This window comes from Brachybacterium saurashtrense, from assembly GCF_003355475.1.
Taxonomy (GTDB): domain Bacteria; phylum Actinomycetota; class Actinomycetes; order Actinomycetales; family Dermabacteraceae; genus Brachybacterium; species Brachybacterium saurashtrense.
The window spans coordinates 1,043,510-1,059,099 of sequence record NZ_CP031356.1 but is presented as its reverse complement, the minus strand read 5'-3'; the positions used below and the strand labels follow the sequence as shown (position 1 = coordinate 1,059,099).

Genomic DNA, 15,590 nt, shown 5'->3' with positions numbered 1-15,590 from the left:
CGCCCGCAGGGTCAGGTGGCGGGAGCGGCGGTCGGATCCACGAGGATCTCGCCGCTGCTCTCGTCGATGCGCACGGGGAACACCCGCACGGGCAGCACGGCCGGGAGCTGCAGCGGGCGACCGGTGACGAGGTCGAACTGGCTGCCGTGCTTCCAGCACTCGATGGTGCAGCCCTCGACGTCGCCGTCGCTCAGCGCGATCTCGTCGTGCGAGCAGATGTCCTCGAGGGCGTGGACGCCGCCGTCCTCGTCGCGCACCAGGGCGATCTCGATCCCGCCGGCGATCACATCGATCGCCTCGCCGGGGTCGAGGTCCGCCAGGGCGGCGACGGGGACGAAGGCGTCGCTCATCAGTTCATGCTCCGTGCGAGCTCGTCCTCGATGGAGGCGGAGAGGCGCTCCTGGAGCTCGGGCACGTCGATCTGCTGGATGATCTCGGCGAAGAAGCCGCGCACCACCAGTCGACGGGCCTCGGCCTCCGGGATGCCGCGAGCGCGCAGGTAGAACAGCTGCTCGTCGTCGAAGCGCCCGGTCGCCGCGGCGTGGCCGGCGCCCTCGATCTCGCCGGTCTCGATCTCGAGGTTCGGCACCGAGTCGGCGCGGGCCCCCTCGGTGAGCACGAGGTTGCGGTTGAGCTCGTAGGTGTTGGTGCCCTCGGCCTCCTTGCGGATCAGCACGTCGCCGACCCACACGGAGCGGGCGCTCTTGCCCTGCAGCGCGCCCTTGTAGGCGACGTTGGAGGTGCAGTGCGGGGCGCTGTGGTCCACGAACAGGCGGTTCTCGAAGAACTGGCCCTCGTCGGAGAAGTACAGGCCGAGCTTCTCGATCTCGCCGCCGGGCGCGGCGTACTCGCCGATGGCGTTGAGGCGCACGGCGCTGCCGCCGAGGGTGACGGCGACGTGCTTGAGGCGCGCGTCGCGGCCCACGCGGGCGTGGTGGGTGGCGATGTGCACGGCGTCGTCGTCCCAGTCGTGCAGGGTGATGACGGTGAGCTGCGCGTTGTCGCCCACGAGGATCTCGACGTTCTGCGTGTACTGCGCGGCACCGGTGTGGTTGAGCACCACGGTCGCCGAGGAGGACTCCTCCGCCTCGAGCACCAGGTGGGCGTTCGCCCGACGGTCGGCGCCGCGGCCGGCGATCTCCACGCGGAACGGCTCGTCGTAGCTGGCGTTCTTCGCGGCCACCAGGTGCAGCGCCTGCGCGGTGCGCGCGGAGGCGATCGCGGTGGGGAGGTCCTCCGGCACCAGGACGGTGCCGCGGGGAGCCTGACCGAGGGCGAGGGTGGAGGCCTCCGGAGCGCCCTCGGGCAGCGTGACCTGGTAGTCGACGGCGGGGTCGCCCTCGCGGTCGTCGGTGGCGACGTCCTCGAACAGCGCGGAGAAGCGGCGCAGCGGGGTGAAGCGCCACTCCTCGACATGGCTGCGGGGCACCTCGTGGTCGGCGACCTCGAAGGAGCGCTTGCGCCCTCCGCGGTTCAGCGCCGCGTGGGCGGCGGAGACCGCCTGCCCGGGCAGGGACAGGTTCTCCTCCTCCCGCTGCGGGGCGGCCGTGGTGTCCACGCCGTCGAGGGCGGTGCCGGCGGCGACCGGCGCGGCGCCGGCCGCATGGCCCACGGCCTCGTTGGTGCTCGGGTCCCCGGCGCTCTCGGCACCCTTCACATCAGTGGTCGTCATCAGCCGACTGCTCCTTCCATCTGCAGCTCGATCAGGCGGTTCAGCTCCAGGGCGTACTCCATCGGGAGCTCGCGGGCGATGGGCTCGATGAACCCGCGCACGATCATCGCCATCGCCTCGGTCTCCTCCATGCCGCGGCTCATCAGGTAGAAGAGCTGCTCCTCGGAGACCTTGGAGACGGTGGCCTCGTGGCCCATCTGGACGTCGTCGACGCGCACGTCGACGTAGGGGTAGGTGTCGGTGCGCGAGATCTGGTCCACCAGTAGCGCGTCGCACAGCACGGTCGAGGCGGAGTGCTCGGCGCCGGGCATGACCTGCACCAGGCCGCGGTAGGAGCTGCGCCCGCCACCGCGCGAGACCGACTTGGAGACGATCGAGCTCGAGGTGTGCGGCGCCATGTGCACCATCTTCGAGCCGGTGTCCTGGTTCTGGCCCTGGCCGGCGAAGGCGACGGAGAGGGTCTCGCCGCGGGCGTGCTCGCCCATCAGCCACACGGCCGGGTACTTCATGGTGACCTTCGAGCCGATGTTGCCGTCCACCCACTCCATCACGCCGCCCTGCTCGACGGTGGTGCGCTTGGTGACCAGGTTGTACACGTTGTTCGACCAGTTCTGGATGGTCGTGTACCGCACGCGGGCGTCCTTCTTCACCACGATCTCCACGACCGCGCTGTGCAGCGAGTCGGAGTTGTAAATCGGGGCGGTGCAGCCCTCGACGTAGTGCACGTAGGAGCCCTCGTCCGCGATGATCAGCGTCCGCTCGAACTGGCCCATGTTCTCGGTGTTGATGCGGAAGTAGGCCTGCAGCGGGATCTCGACGTGCACGCCCTTGGGGACGTAGACGAAGGAGCCGCCGGACCACACGGCCGTGTTCAGGGCGGAGAACTTGTTGTCCCCGGAGGGGATGACAGTGCCGAAGTACTCCTTGAACAGCTCCGGGTGCTCCTTGAGCGCGGTGTCGGTGTCCAGGAACACCACGCCCTGCTCCTCGAGGTCCTCGCGGATCTGGTGGTAGACCACCTCGGACTCGTACTGCGCGGCCACGCCGGCCACGAGACGCTGCTTCTCCGCCTCGGGGATGCCCAGGCGGTCGTAGGTCTCCTTGATGTCCTCGGGCAGGTCCTCCCAGGAGGTGGCCTGCTTCTCGGTGGAGCGAACGAAGTACTTGATGTCCTCGAAGGCGATGCCGGAGAGATCCGGGCCCCAGGTGGGCATGGGCTTCTTGTCGAAGAGCTTCAGGGCCTTCAGGCGACGCTCGAGCATCCACTCGGGCTCGTGCTTGCGGGCGGAGATGTCGCGCACGACGTCCTCGGACAGGCCGCGGCGCGCGCTGGCACCGGCCGAGTCCTCGTCGTGCCATCCGAAGGCGTAGTTGCCGATCGAATCGATGATCTCGTCCTGTGTGAGCTTCTCTGGTGCGCTCGTCATGGTGTCCTTCCCTCGGTGAGCGGAATGTGAGTCGTGCAGACGTGGGCGCCCTGCGCCAGAGTGGCGAGGCGCTGGACGGGGGCTCCGATGATGCGGGAGATGGCGCGGGACTCGGCCTCGCACAGTTCTGGATGATCTGCGGCAACGTCGAGCACGGGGCAGTGCCCGTGGCACAGCTGCGCCGTCACGAGCGTACGCGGGGCGGCGCCCGGCTGTGCACCCGCGGCGGGCAGCGGCACGTGCAGGGGGCGCACGGTGGTGGCGTAGCCGCGCTCGGTGAGCAGCTCGGAGAGGAGCTCGAGCCGGCGGGCGGCGGTGACGTCCTCCCCGGCGCGCTCGCACTCCGCGGCACGCTCGGCCACGCGCTTCTCCCAGTCGGCGATGCGGCGCTCGGCGAGCGCGGTCACCGCTCCCTCGCCGCCGAGGCGGGCGAGCTCGTCCACCGCCATCACGGCCAGCTCGTCGTAGCCGCCGGGGAGGTCCTCGTGGGCGGAGGGCGAGAGCACGAACGACTTGCTGGGGCGCCCGCGGCCGCGCTGCGCGACCGGCACCTCGTGCTCGGCGATGATCCCCTCGGCCTCGAGGGCCGCGAGGTGGCGGCGCACGGCGGCGCTGGTGAGGTCGAAGCGCTCGGCCAGCCGACGGGCGGTGATCGGCCCGTGGGCGGAGATCGCCTGCACGAGGCGGTCCCGCGTGGTGGGCGCGGTGCCTGACGTGGCCTCCGGTGCGGTCACGGCATCCTCCTCCCGTGCGACGGCTCCTCCGATTTTACAACAGACGGCTTGCCAAATACCGGTCCACGGCTGTGCGGCACAGCACGAAGGGTCCCCTAACCTGCACGACCACCGGTCGGCGCGGCCCGCGGCGACCCGCCGGCGCGACCCGCGTCGGCCCGTCGAGGCGACCCGCACCCACCCCGCCTTCCCTTTGCGTTCACTTTCAACTACCGTGGGTCGTGTCGACACCCGACGTGAGGAGATCACATGCCCCCCGAGGCCACCGCCCCCGCCGACGACCAGCACTCCACCCGCGGCGCCTACGTCACCGAGGGCGAGTCCTTCGACCGCGACATGACCTACATCGATGACCGCATCACCCGCGACGGCCGCGACGGCTGGCCCGTCGAGGGGGGCCGGTACCGGCTGATCGCCGCCCGCGCCTGCCCCTGGGCCAATCGCACGCTCATCGCGCGGCGCCTGCTGGGGCTCGAGGACGCCCTGTCGGTGGGGATGCCCGGACCCACCCACGACAAGCGCTCCTGGACCTTTGACCTCGACGAGGGCGGCGTCGACCCCGTGCTCGGCTACGAGCGCCTGCAGCAGGCCTACTTCGCCCGCTTCGCCGACTACCCGCGGGGCATCACCGTCCCGGCGATCGTGGACGTGCCCAGCCGGGCCGTGGTCACCAACGACTTCCAGCAGATCACCCTCGACCTCGCCGCCGAGTGGACCGCGCACCACCGCGAGGGCGCACCGGATCTCTACCCCGTCGCGCAGCGCGAGGAGATCGACGCGCTGAACCGGTGGATGCTGCACCGCGTGAACAACGGCGTGTACAAGGTGGGCTTCGCCGGCTCCCAGGACGCCTACGAGACGGAGTACCGCGCGCTGTGGTCGGCCCTCGACGAGCTCGAGGAGCGTCTGGGCCGCAGCCGCTACCTGATGGGCGCCTCGCTCACCGAGGCCGATGTGCGCCTGTTCCCCACCCTGATCCGCTTCGATCCGGTCTACCACGGCCACTTCAAGGCCAACCGCCAGACCCTCGCCAGCATGCCGAACCTGTGGAACTACACCAAGGACCTGTTCACCACCCCGGGCTTCGGGGACACCGTCGACTTCTCTCAGATCAAGCGCCACTACTACTACGTGCACGAGGACATCAACCCCACGCAGGTGGTGCCGCTCGGACCGGACCTCGGTCCCCTGCTGGAAGGGCACGACCGCGACCGCTTCGAGACCGACACCTGGGGCCCGGAGGGCAGCGCCCCGCCGCCGCCCCTCGCCTCCGAGGTGGTGGACCCCGCGCACACGCCGCTGCACGTCACCGGGCGCTGAACCCGGCCGACGCCCCGCCGACGTGCGCCGTGCCCTCCGGGGCGCGCCGCGCGAGGCGGGGCGCGGCGCGCGGTGCCCGGTCGCTCACGTCCCGTGCCCGGCACCGGCGGGTGCGGCCTACGATGGTGCGCGCCATGGACGACCACTCCCCCGCCCTCGTCGCCGACGCCCTCACCCTCAGCTACGGGCCCGTGCGCGCCCTCGACGGCCTGAGCCTCATGGCCGAGCGCGGCGCCGTCACCGCCCTGCTGGGTCCCAACGGCGCCGGGAAGACCACCGCCATCTCCTGCGCGACCGGGCTCCTGCGCCCCGATGCCGGCACCCTGCGCGTGCTCGGCGCGGATCCCTGGCGCGCGGGCCCTGCGCACCGCGCCCGGGTGGGCGTGATGATCCAGGACGGCGGGCTCACCTCGGGCGCCACCGCGATGCGGCTGCTGCGCTACGCCGCAAGCCTCCACGCCGCCCCGCTGGACGTGGAGGAGGTGGCCGAGCACCTCGGCATCGACGCCTTCGGCCGCACCCTGGTGCGCCGGCTCTCCGGCGGCCAGCGCCAGCGCCTCGCGCTCGCGCTGGCGATCATCGGCCGGCCCGACCTCGTGTTCCTCGACGAGCCCACCGCCGGCATGGATCCCTCGATCCGCCGCCGGGTGCGCGAGCTGATCCGCGCCCTGGCGCGCACCGGCACCGCCGTGGTGCTCACCACCCATCTGATGGACGACGTGGTGGGCCTCGCCGATGCGGTGCGCGTCATCTCCCGCGGCCGGGTGCTGGCCTCCGGCACCGTGCAGGAGGTGATCAGCGGCCACCGGGCGGCCGACGGCGCCGTGGTGGTGCAGGCCACCGCCACCGGCGTCGACCCCGAGTCGGTGCCGGCCCTCGAGGCCGACCTGCGCTCGACCGCCGCCCGCCACGGGGCACGGCTCGAGGTCACCTCCGGCGGCGCCGCGGACCTCGAATCCGTGCTGCTGGACCTGATGGACGAGGACGGCGCCGCACCCGGGGCCGACGAGGCCGAGGAGGAGCACGCATGACCGCCCCGCAGCAGGCACGGGCCGACGCACCCGCCGACCGCTCCCCGCATCCGGCGCCGCCGCTGCGCCGGGTCCTCGCCCACGCCGCGATGGAGACCCGAATCATGCTCTCCAACGGGGAGCAGCTCACCGTGGCCGTCGCCCTGCCGGCGATGGTGCTGATCGGGCTGTGGCTGCTGCCGCTGGGGCGGCTGGAGGGCGTGCCCTCGATCGACACGGCGGTGGCCGCGACCTTCGCCACGGCGCTGATCTCCACCTCCTTCACCTCTCAGGCGATCCTCACCGGCTTCGACCGACGCAACGGGGTGCTGCGCTGGGTGGCGACCACCCCGCTGGGACGGGACGGCTACCTGGCGGGGAAGATCCTCGCCACACTCGCCACCCACGTGCTGCAGGTGCTGGTGCTCGGTGCGATCGCACTGATCATCGGGTGGCGTCCCGAGCTCGGCGGGCTGCTGGGAGCGGTGCCGGTGTGGCTGGTGGGCACCGTCGCCTTCGGCGCCCTGGGCCTGCTGGTGGCCGGCACGCTGCGCACGGAAGCGGTGCTGGCGGTCTCGAACCTGCTGTTCCTGCTGCTGGTCTCCGTGGGCGGCGTTGCCTTCCCCGCCTCCTCCTACCCGCGGATCCTGGGCGGTCTGGTGGACCTGCTGCCCTCGGGGGCGCTCGGGGAGCTGATGCGGGCGTGCCTGGCCCAGGGGCCCTTCTCCCCCGGCTCCGCCCTGGTGCTGATGGTGTGGGCGGTGGCGGGCGTGGCCGCGGTGGTGCGCTGGTTCCGCTGGACCGACAGCTGAGCCCGCGCCGCGGAGCGCGAGCGGCGGACGACGGAGCGCCGGGTGCGGCGTCGGTCGCATCGGCGCACGCCGCCCAGCGATCTCTCGGGCCGGGACCCTAGACTCGGGCCATGTCCCGCTCCGCCGCGCCCGCCCAGCGCCGTCCCGAACGGCACGGGCGGATCACCACCCTGCCCGATCCCCGCCTCCCCTCCTGGGGCCCCGCCCGCCGCGCCCGCCTGGCCGCGATCGCGCTGTGGGGCAATCTGATCGCGCAGATGGGCATCATCCTCTCCGGCGCCGCGGTGCGCCTGACGGGCAGCGGACTGGGCTGCTCCACCTGGCCGCACTGCGAGCCGGGGCAGTTCACCCCGGAGTTCACGATGGAAGCCGGCATCCATCCGTTCGTCGAGTTCGGCAACCGCACCCTCACCGGGGTGCTCACGGTCTTCGCGCTCGCGGTGCTGCTGGTGTCCTGGCGCTGGCTCGGGCACAAGGGTGCCGGGTTCCGGCGGCTGGCCTGGGTGCCGCTGATCGGCACCGCCGTGCAGGCGCTGCTGGGCGCGTTCGTGGTGTGGCTGGACCTGCACCCCGGGCTGGTGAGCCCCCACTTCCTGATCTCCCCGGTGCTGTGCGCGTTCTCGATGGTGCTGCTGGTGAGGCTGTACGACGGCGACGGTCCGGTGCGGCGCGCGGTGCCGCAGCGCGCGATCGCGCTGTTCGTCGCCCTCGCGGCGGTGGGGTTCGTGGTCCTCATCCTCGGCACCGTGGTCACCGGCACCGGCCCGCATTCGGGCGATGCCGGGGAGGTGACCCGGATCGCGATGAACCCCGTGGTCGCCACCCGCCTCCACGCCCTGGCCGTGTACCTCTTCTGCGCACTGCTGGCGGCGCTGCTGGTGGTGCTGCACCGCTCCCGCGCCCGCCGCGAGGCGCTGGTGGCGGCCTGGTGGCTGGCCGGACTCACCCTCGCCCAGGGCGTGGTCGGCTACGTCCAGTACTTCCTGGGCCTGCCGGAGCTGGTGGTGTTCCTCCACCTGATCGGCGCGGCGCTGTTCGCCTCCTCGATCGCCTGGGTGGGCGCCCGCACCGTGACCTGGCAGGAGCCGGTCTCGCCGGGCACCGACCAGGACGCCCTCGAGGGGACGGAGGCACGATGATCCTGGGCCGCCGCCGTCGCAGCTCCGCGCAGGAGCTCCCCACCCTCGCTGAGGCCCGGCCCGCCGGGGCCTTCGTCGCCTCGGTGCTGTCCCACCTGCGCGAGGTGGTGGACGTGGGCTGGAACCTGCTGGACGTGGACGCCGAGGCGCACCGGATGATCCGCGAGGCGGGCGCGGTCAGCTGCTACCTCGACTACCACCCGGTGTTCGGCGCCTCCCCGTTCGGCCACGTCATCTGCACCTCCCTGAACGACGGGGTGCTGCACGGCCGCCCCTACGACAGGGTGCTGGCCGAGGGCGACCTGCTGTCGCTGGACTTCGCGGTCTCGCTCGAGGGCTGGGTCGCCGATTCGTGCCTCACGATCCCGGTGGGCACGCCCCGCACGGAGGATCTGCAGCTGATCCGCGACACTGAGCAGGTGATGTGGGCCGGGATCGACCAGGTGCGTGCGGGAGCGACCGTGGGCGACATCGGCTTCGCGGTGATGAACGAGGCGACCGCGCTCGGCTACTCGATCAACGACCGCTTCGGCGGGCACGGGGTGGGGCGCACGATGCACGAGGCCCCCTTCGTGCCCAATCACGGCACCCCCGGCGGCGGCGCCGAGCTGGTGGCCGGTCAGCTGCTCACGGTGGAGCCGTTCCTGGTGCCCACCACCTCCGAGCTGGTGGTCGACGAGCGCGACGGCTGGACCCAGCTCTCGGCCGACGGCTCCCGGGGCGCCCACGCCGAGCACACCCTGCAGGTCACCGACGGCGCCCCGGTGGTCCTCACCGCACGGGCGGACGACCCCTCCCCGCGCAGCTCGCTCGGCTGAGCTCCTCCGGGACCGAGGGCACCTGCCGAGGGCGGCGGGGTCACTCCCCCAGCAGCTCGCGCACCTGGGCGGCGATGCCCTCGGCGTCCAGCCCCTGCGCGGCGAGGATCGCGTCGCGCTTGGCATGGGCGAGGAACTCGAGCCGCACGCCGAGGCTGCGCACCACGGGGCCGGGCGCGTGCAGCGTCGCCCCGGCGGCGAGGCGGGTACCGAGCGCGGCGCCGATCCCCCGCTCGGCCAGGCCGTCCTCGATGGTGACCACGGCGCGCGCCCCGGCGGCGAGCTCGAGCAGCGCGGGGGGCAGCGGCAGTGCCTGCACGGGATCGAGCACCACCACGTTCAGCCCGGGGCGGGCCTCGGCCACGGAGCGTGCGGCGGCGACGGCACGATCGGCCAGGGCGCCGATGCTCACCAGCAGGACGTCGATCGGGGCGTCGGCGTCCCCGGCGAGCACGTCCCCGGCGGCGCGCTGTGCGAGGGTGGGGAGCTCCTCGGGGCAGGCCCCCTTCGGGAAGCGCACCACGGAGGGCCCGGAGGTCGCGAGCGCGGCGGGCACGGCGGCGTCGAGGCGGGCGCCGTCCCGCGGCGCCCACAGGCTCAGGCCCGGCACCTGCGCGGCGAGGGCGAGGTCCCAGATGCCGTGGTGGCTGGGGCCGTCGTCACCGGTGATCCCGGCGCGGTCCAGCGTGATCGTCACGTCCTCGCCGTGCAGCGCGAGGTCCAGCAGCAGCTGGTCGTGGGCGCGGTTGAGGAAGGTGGCGTACAGCGCGACGAGCGGCAGGCGTCCGCCCTTCGCGAGCCCCGCGGCGGTGTCGAGGGCGAGCTGCTCGGCGATGCCCACGTCGAGCACCCGGGCGGGCATCTCGCGCTGCATCGGGGTGAGGCCCACGGGATCGACCATCGCGGCGCTGAGCGCGAGGACGCGCTCGTCGGCGCGGGCCGCCGCGAGCGCCGCGGCACCCAGCCGCGCGCTCCAGGTGTCCGCCGCCGGCTTGACCGTCTCGGGGCCCTCGAGCGGGAAAGGGCCGGTGGCGTGCCAGTGGTCGACGGCGTCGGCCTCCGCGCGGGCGAACCCGGCGCCCTTGCGGGTGACCACGTGCAGCACCACGCCGGAGCGGGACGGGTCCTCGGCGGCGGCGCGCGCGTCCGCGGTCGCCGCGGCCAGGGCCTCGTGGTCGTGGCCGTCGACGGGGCCGAGGTAGGTCAGACCGAGCGTGGTGAAGAGGTCCGCCCCCGGCGCGATCTCCCCCTCCCGCAGCGCGGCGAGATGCTGGGCGATGCCGCCCACGGTCGGGGCGTAGGAGCGGGTGTTGTCGTTGAGCACCACGATCGTGCGGGAGCCGCGATCGGCGGCGAGCTCGTTGAGCGCCTCGAGGCCCACGCCGCCGGTGAGCGCACCGTCCCCGGTCACCGCGACGGCCACGCCGTCCCGGCCGGCGAGCCGGTGGGCGCGGTCCAGGCCGTGCGCCCAGGCGATCGAGCCGGAGGCATGCGAGTTCTCGACCACGTCGTGGACGGACTCCCCCCGGTCGGGGTAGCCGGAGGTGCCCCCGGCGCGCCGCAGGCCCTCGAGAGCCGCGCGGCCGGTGAGCATCTTGTGGACGTAGGCCTGGTGGCCGGTGTCGAAGACGATCGGCTCGTGAGGCGAGCGGAACTCGCGGTGCAGGGCCAGGGTCAGCTCCACCACGCCGAGGTTGGGGCCGAGGTGCCCGCCGCGCTCGGCGCAGATCTCCACGAGCCGGCGCCGCAGCGTGCGGGCGAGGCCGGGCAGCGCCTCGGCGGGCAGAGCGCGCAGCGCCTCCGGATCCTTCGGGACGGGGACCTCGGCAGGGGTCGCCGGCACGATGCGGTGGGGCACGGCGGGGCGCTGCTCGGTGGTGGACACGCGCGGTCCTCCCTCAGGACGGGGTCGAATTCCCCTCAGCGTACGTCCTCGTGACCAGGAACGACGCCGGACATGGTCACATCTGTGCACATATTCACCGGGGTTTCACGGCCCGCGCCGCGGGTGTGCATCGCCGTGCACACGCACTGCGCAGGGGTGCGCTGTGTCCGGGTCCGCGCGGACCGGGCACGGACGACGACGAGCGCCCCGTCGGAGGATCCTCCGACGGGGCGCTCGGGGCGGTGGCCGCGTCGTCCGCGGCCGGCGCCGGGGGCCCGAGGGCCCTCCGACGTGCCCGCTCAGGCGGCGACGAGCGAACGCAGCACGTACTGCAGGATGCCGCCGTTGCGGAAGTACTCCGCCTCACCGGGGGTGTCGATGCGCACCACCGCGTCGAAGCGCACCTCGGTGCCGTCCTCCTTCGCGGCGACCACGGCGACGGTCTTCGGGATGGTGCCGTCGTTCAGCGCGGTGACGCCGGAGACCGAGAAGGTCTCGGTGCCGTCCAGGCCCAGCGTGGCGGCGCTCTCGCCGGCCGGGAACTGCAGCGGCAGCACGCCCATGCCGATGAGGTTCGAGCGGTGGATACGCTCGAAGCTCTCCGCGATCACGACCTGCACGCCCAGCAGCTTGGTGCCCTTGGCGGCCCAGTCGCGGGAGGAGCCGGTGCCGTACTCCTTGCCGGCCAGCACCACCAGCGGGATGTCCTGCGCCGCGTAGGCCTGCGCCGCGTCGTAGATGAACTCCTGCTCGCCGGTCAGGAAGTTCTTCGTGTACCCGCCCTCGACGCCGTCGAGCAGCTGGTTCTTGATGCGGATGTTCGCGAAGGTGCCGCGGATCATCACCTCGTGGTTCCCGCGCCGGGAGCCGTAGGAGTTGAAGTCCTTGCGCGCCACGCCGTTCTCGCGCAGGTACTGACCGGCCGGGGAGTCCAGCTTGATCGCACCGGCGGGCGAGATGTGGTCGGTGGTGGTGGAGTCGCCCACCTTGACCAGCACGCGGGCGCCGGAGATGTCCTTCACCGGCTCCGGCTCCTGGCCCATGCCCTCGAAGTACGGGGGCTTGCGCACGTAGGTGGACTCGCCGTCCCAGGCGAAGGTGGCGCCCTCGGGGGTGTCGAGGGTCTGCCAGCGCTCGTCGCCGGTGAAGACGTCCTTGTAGTCCTCGGTGAACATCTCCTGCGAGATGGACTCCGCGATGACCTGCTCGACCTGGGTCGGATTGGGCCAGATGTCGCGCAGGTAGACGTCGGCTCCGTCCTTGTCCTGCCCGAGCGCGTCGTTCTCGAAGTCGAAGTCCATCGTGCCCGCGAGCGCGTAAGCGATGACCAGCGGCGGGGAGGCCAGGTAGTTCATCTTCACGTCGGGGTTGATGCGGCCCTCGAAGTTGCGGTTGCCGGAGAGCACCGCGGTGACCGCGAGATCCTTCTCCGCGATCGCCTCGGAGATCTCCGCGTCCAGCGGGCCCGAGTTGCCGATGCAGGTGGTGCAGCCGTAGCCCACCAGGTGGAAGCCGAGCTGCTCCAGCGCCGGCCAGAGGCCCGCCTTGGTGTAGTAGTTCGTCACCACCTGGGAGCCGGGGGCCATGGAGGTCTTCACCCACGGCTTGGCGACCAGGCCGCGGTCCACCGCGTTCTGGGCCAGCAGGCCGGCGGCCATCATCACCGAGGGGTTGGAGGTGTTGGTGCACGAGGTGATCGAGGCGATCGAGACGATGCCGTGGTCGATCTCGAAGTCCTTGCCCTTGACCTGCACGGGGCTGGAGGCGCGGCCGGCCGCGTGCTGGTGCTCCGGGGCGCTGCCGCCGGAGTCGTTGTCCGAGCCCTGGCTGGCCGGATCGGAGGCCGGGAAGGTGCCGGCGATGTCGCCGCCGTTGGCCGAGGGGTCGTGGGCGGTCGCGTAGCCGGGCAGCACCTCGCGGAAGGACTCCTTCGCCTCCGAGAGCACGATGCGATCCTGCGGGCGCTTGGGGCCGGCGATCGAGGGCACCACGGTGGAGAGGTCCAGCTCGAGGTACTCCGAGTACTCGGCCTCCTGCGAGGGATCGTGCCACAGGCCCTGGCGCTTCGCGTAGGCCTCCACCAGCGCGAGCTGCTCCTCGGAGCGGCCGGTGAGGCGCATGTAGTCGACGGTCACCTCGTCGATCGGGAAGATCGCGCAGGTGGAGCCGAACTCCGGGCTCATGTTGCCGATGGTGGCGCGGTTGGCCAGCGGCACCTCGGCCACGCCCTCGCCGTAGAACTCGACGAACTTGCCCACCACGCCGTGCTCACGGAGCATCTCGGTGATCGTGAGCACGACGTCGGTCGCGGTGGCGGCCGGCGGGATCTCGCCGGTGAGCTTGAAGCCCACCACGCGCGGGATGAGCATGGAGACGGGCTGGCCCAGCATCGCGGCCTCCGCCTCGATGCCGCCCACGCCCCAGCCGAGCACGCCCAGGCCGTTGACCATCGTGGTGTGCGAGTCGGTGCCGACGCAGGAGTCGGGATAAGCACGGAGAACGGACCCGTCCCCTGCGCTGTTCGGGACTTCGCGGGTCATGACGGTGCGGGCCAGGTACTCGATGTTGACCTGGTGGACGATGCCGGTGCCCGGGGGCACCACCTTGAAGTCGTCGAAGGCCGTCTGGCCCCAGCGCAGGAACTGGTAACGCTCGCGATTGCGCTCGTACTCGAGCTCCATGTTCTTCTCGAGCGCGTCGAGACGGCCGGCCACGTCGATCATCACGGAGTGGTCGATGACCATCTCGGCGGGGGCCAGGGGGTTGATCTTCTCCGGATCGCCGCCGAGCTCCTTCATCGCCTCGCGCATGGTGGCGAGGTCCACCACGCAGGGCACGCCGGTGAAGTCCTGCATGATCACACGGGCCGGGGTGAACTGGATCTCGACCGACGGATCGGCGGAGGGCTCCCAGGAGGCCAGGGCGCGCACGTGCTCGGCGGTGATGTTCGCACCGTCCTCGGTGCGCAGCAGGTTCTCGAGCAGGACCTTCAGGCTATAGGGGAGCTTCTCGGCGCCGTCGACGGCGTCGAGTGCGAAGATCTCGTAATCGGTCCCACCGACGGTGAGATCCTGTTTCGCGGAGAATGAGTCGACAGTGCTCATCGGGCGCACTCCTTCGGTGTGGGGTTGACCTCTCCATCGTAGGCGCGTCGCGCGCCGCAGGCGGACGAACGCGTCCCCGACCGCGCCGCGAGGTGCGGGCGGGGAGCGGGAGGTCGCCGGGTCGATCCGGCAGTTATCTTGACGTCAAGATAAATGGTAGCACGCCCCGGGCCTTGGAGCTGACATCGCGTCAGGTGATCTGCCCGCGTGTCCCCGCCGGGCGTGCGCGCGCGGTCCCGCGGACCGTGCCGCGCCCCGGAGCATGCACGGGCCCGAGCGCGTACGGGCCCGCGCCGGGCAGGGCGGGCACCGTGGCGCGGCGCGCCTCGCGCTCAGCCCGGGGTGGGCTCGAGGACGGCGACGGACTCGATGTGGTGGGTGTGGGGGAAGAGGTCGAAGGCGCGCAGGTCCACCACGCGCCAGCCCTTCTTCTCGATCGCCGAGAGGTCCCGGGCGAGGGTCGAGGGCTCGCAGGAGACGTACACGATCCGCTGACGCACCGCGTTCGCGAGCAGCTCCATCAGCTCGGGGCCGGCCCCGCTGCGGGGCGGATCCAGCACCACCGCGTCCACGCCCCCGCGGCGCGCCCGCACCCAGTCGGTGACGTCGGCGGTGGCGGTGGAGGCCTGCGGCAGATCCGCGAGGTTCTCCTCGGCGTGCTGCGAGGCCCGCCGGTTGCCCTCGACGGAGACCACCGTCCCCTGCGACCCCACCTGCGCCGCGGCCACCGCGGCGAACAGTCCCACCCCGCCGTACAGGTCCCAGGCGCTGCCGCCGTGGGGGGCGCGCAGCGTCGCCTCCACCACCTCGGTGAGGAGCTCCGCGGCGCGGCGGTGGGACTGCCAGAACCCGGTCGCGGCGACGGTGAACAGCCGCTCGCCCACGCGCTCGTGCACGGTCCCGTCGCCGCGCAGCGGCACCATGCCGCGCCCGGTGCGCACCGCCACGTCGGCCTCGCCCCAGCTCTCCGGGATCACCACGGCGTCCGGGTCCAGATCCCGCCCAATCAGCACCACCGAGGCCGGTCCGGCCGAGGGGGCGACGGCGTCGATCGCCTCGGTCCCCGCGGGGGCGGTCCACTCCCCCAGCCGCAGCTCCCGCACGGCCCGTGCGGAGAGCGGGTCCTCGCCCACCGGGCGCACCTCGTGCGAGCGCCATCCACGCATGCCCACGTGCCCCTCGGCGTCCACCGCGTAGCGCACCCGGGTGCGCCACCCGAGACCGTCGGCATCGTGGGGTGCGGGCTCGACCTGCACCTGCTCGGTGGGGTAGCTGGTCACACCGGCGCGGCGCAGCAGATCCTGCATCACCTCGCTGGCGATGCGGCGCTGCGCGGGCAGGGCGATGTGCGCCCACTCCGCGCCGCCCACGCCGTCCACCCCGGCCTCGTCCCAGACGGTGGGCACGCGATCCACGCCGGCCTCGAGCACGTCCAGCGCCTCGGCCCGCCAGAAGCGGGCGGAGGCCTGCTCCTGCGGGTCCTCGAGCAGCCGCGCGGTCACGGTCTCCCCCGGCGCGGTGCCGCGCACGAACACCACACGGCCCTCGTGCCGGGCCACGAAGGTGCCGCCGGCGGCCGGCGGCCCGGCCGTGAGGGTCAGGAGGCGGTCACCGAGGGCGGGGCCGGTCGGGAGACGGTCGGCTTCCGGCGTCATCACACACTCACTTC

12 protein-coding genes are annotated in these 15,590 nt (G+C 72.7%); 5 read left to right on the top strand and 7 right to left on the bottom strand.

Translation table 11 applies throughout. The annotated features are described in order from the left end of the window. Positions 1 to 11: 11 nt before the first annotated feature. Genes DWV08_RS04805 through DWV08_RS04790 form a run of 4 tightly spaced genes read right to left on the bottom strand, consistent with a single transcriptional unit; the run spans position 12 to position 3,833 of the window. Positions 12 to 350 (bottom strand): non-heme iron oxygenase ferredoxin subunit, encoded by a 339-nt coding sequence (locus tag DWV08_RS04805; protein ID WP_115412749.1) that lies wholly within the window; start codon positions 348 to 350, stop codon positions 12 to 14. Beyond that, positions 350 to 1,672, bottom strand: coding sequence for a Fe-S cluster assembly protein SufD (gene sufD, locus DWV08_RS04800; protein ID WP_115412748.1), 1,323 nt, complete (start codon positions 1,670 to 1,672; stop codon positions 350 to 352). Before sufD ends, DWV08_RS04805 begins: the two co-directional genes overlap by 1 nt. Further along, entirely contained in the window at positions 1,672 to 3,099 is a 1,428-nt protein-coding gene (gene sufB / locus DWV08_RS04795) for a Fe-S cluster assembly protein SufB (RefSeq protein ID WP_115412747.1), read from the bottom strand. Before sufB ends, sufD begins: the two co-directional genes overlap by 1 nt. Beyond that, positions 3,096 to 3,833 carry a helix-turn-helix transcriptional regulator gene (locus DWV08_RS04790; protein WP_115412746.1) on the bottom strand — a complete coding sequence of 246 codons (738 nt, stop codon included), beginning with the start codon at positions 3,831 to 3,833 and terminating at the stop codon, positions 3,096 to 3,098. The genes sufB and DWV08_RS04790 overlap by 4 nt, the downstream gene beginning before the upstream one ends. Before the next feature lie 249 nt (positions 3,834 to 4,082). Here DWV08_RS04790 and DWV08_RS04785 point away from each other — a divergent pair, with 249 nt between their 5' ends. From DWV08_RS04785 to map, 5 genes are all read left to right on the top strand, one after another. Then, the gene (locus DWV08_RS04785; RefSeq protein ID WP_115412745.1) at positions 4,083 to 5,153 is read left to right on the top strand and encodes a glutathione S-transferase family protein; all 1,071 of its coding nucleotides are present in this window, start codon (positions 4,083 to 4,085) and stop codon (positions 5,151 to 5,153) included. A 134-nt stretch (positions 5,154 to 5,287) separates the two neighbouring features. After that, on the top strand, positions 5,288 to 6,184 hold the full coding sequence (locus DWV08_RS04780; RefSeq protein ID WP_241237402.1) for an ABC transporter ATP-binding protein: 897 nt from the start codon (positions 5,288 to 5,290) through the stop codon (positions 6,182 to 6,184). Further along, positions 6,181 to 6,975 carry an ABC transporter permease gene (locus DWV08_RS04775; protein WP_115412743.1) on the top strand — a complete coding sequence of 265 codons (795 nt, stop codon included), beginning with the start codon at positions 6,181 to 6,183 and terminating at the stop codon, positions 6,973 to 6,975. Before DWV08_RS04780 ends, DWV08_RS04775 begins: the two co-directional genes overlap by 4 nt. A 110-nt stretch (positions 6,976 to 7,085) precedes the next feature. Further along, the gene (locus tag DWV08_RS04770; protein ID WP_162801500.1) at positions 7,086 to 8,114 is read left to right on the top strand and encodes a COX15/CtaA family protein; all 1,029 of its coding nucleotides are present in this window, start codon (positions 7,086 to 7,088) and stop codon (positions 8,112 to 8,114) included. Further along, entirely contained in the window at positions 8,111 to 8,932 is an 822-nt protein-coding gene (gene map / locus DWV08_RS04765) for a type I methionyl aminopeptidase (protein WP_115412742.1), read from the top strand. The genes DWV08_RS04770 and map overlap by 4 nt, the downstream gene beginning before the upstream one ends. A 40-nt stretch (positions 8,933 to 8,972) precedes the next feature. Here the strand turns inward: map and DWV08_RS04760 are convergent, their stop codons facing one another. The 3 genes from DWV08_RS04760 to DWV08_RS04750 form a co-directional block, all read right to left on the bottom strand. Further along, the gene (locus DWV08_RS04760) at positions 8,973 to 10,817 is read right to left on the bottom strand and encodes a 1-deoxy-D-xylulose-5-phosphate synthase (protein WP_241237401.1); all 1,845 of its coding nucleotides are present in this window, start codon (positions 10,815 to 10,817) and stop codon (positions 8,973 to 8,975) included. 299 nt (positions 10,818 to 11,116) lie between these two features. Next, positions 11,117 to 13,921, bottom strand: a complete 2,805-nt coding sequence (gene acnA, locus DWV08_RS04755) for an aconitate hydratase AcnA (protein ID WP_115412741.1) — start codon at positions 13,919 to 13,921, stop codon at positions 11,117 to 11,119. 332 nt (positions 13,922 to 14,253) lie between these two features. Continuing rightward, positions 14,254 to 15,576 (bottom strand): class I SAM-dependent RNA methyltransferase, encoded by a 1,323-nt coding sequence (locus DWV08_RS04750; protein WP_115412740.1) that lies wholly within the window; start codon positions 15,574 to 15,576, stop codon positions 14,254 to 14,256. Between the last annotated feature and the right edge of the window lie 14 nt (positions 15,577 to 15,590).

Coding starts and splice junctions, on each gene's coding strand:
- acnA (WP_115412741.1), bottom strand. CDS start 13,921: ATGAGCACTGTCGACTCATTCTCCGCGAAACAGGATCTCACCGTCGGT.
- sufB (WP_115412747.1), bottom strand. CDS start 3,099: ATGACGAGCGCACCAGAGAAGCTCACACAGGACGAGATCATCGATTCG.
- DWV08_RS04750 (WP_115412740.1), bottom strand. CDS start 15,576: ATGACGCCGGAAGCCGACCGTCTCCCGACCGGCCCCGCCCTCGGTGAC.
- DWV08_RS04785 (WP_115412745.1), top strand. CDS start 4,083: ATGCCCCCCGAGGCCACCGCCCCCGCCGACGACCAGCACTCCACCCGC.
- map (WP_115412742.1), top strand. CDS start 8,111: ATGATCCTGGGCCGCCGCCGTCGCAGCTCCGCGCAGGAGCTCCCCACC.
- DWV08_RS04775 (WP_115412743.1), top strand. CDS start 6,181: ATGACCGCCCCGCAGCAGGCACGGGCCGACGCACCCGCCGACCGCTCC.
- DWV08_RS04770 (WP_162801500.1), top strand. CDS start 7,086: ATGTCCCGCTCCGCCGCGCCCGCCCAGCGCCGTCCCGAACGGCACGGG.
- sufD (WP_115412748.1), bottom strand. CDS start 1,672: ATGACGACCACTGATGTGAAGGGTGCCGAGAGCGCCGGGGACCCGAGC.
- DWV08_RS04780 (WP_241237402.1), top strand. CDS start 5,288: ATGGACGACCACTCCCCCGCCCTCGTCGCCGACGCCCTCACCCTCAGC.
- DWV08_RS04805 (WP_115412749.1), bottom strand. CDS start 350: ATGAGCGACGCCTTCGTCCCCGTCGCCGCCCTGGCGGACCTCGACCCC.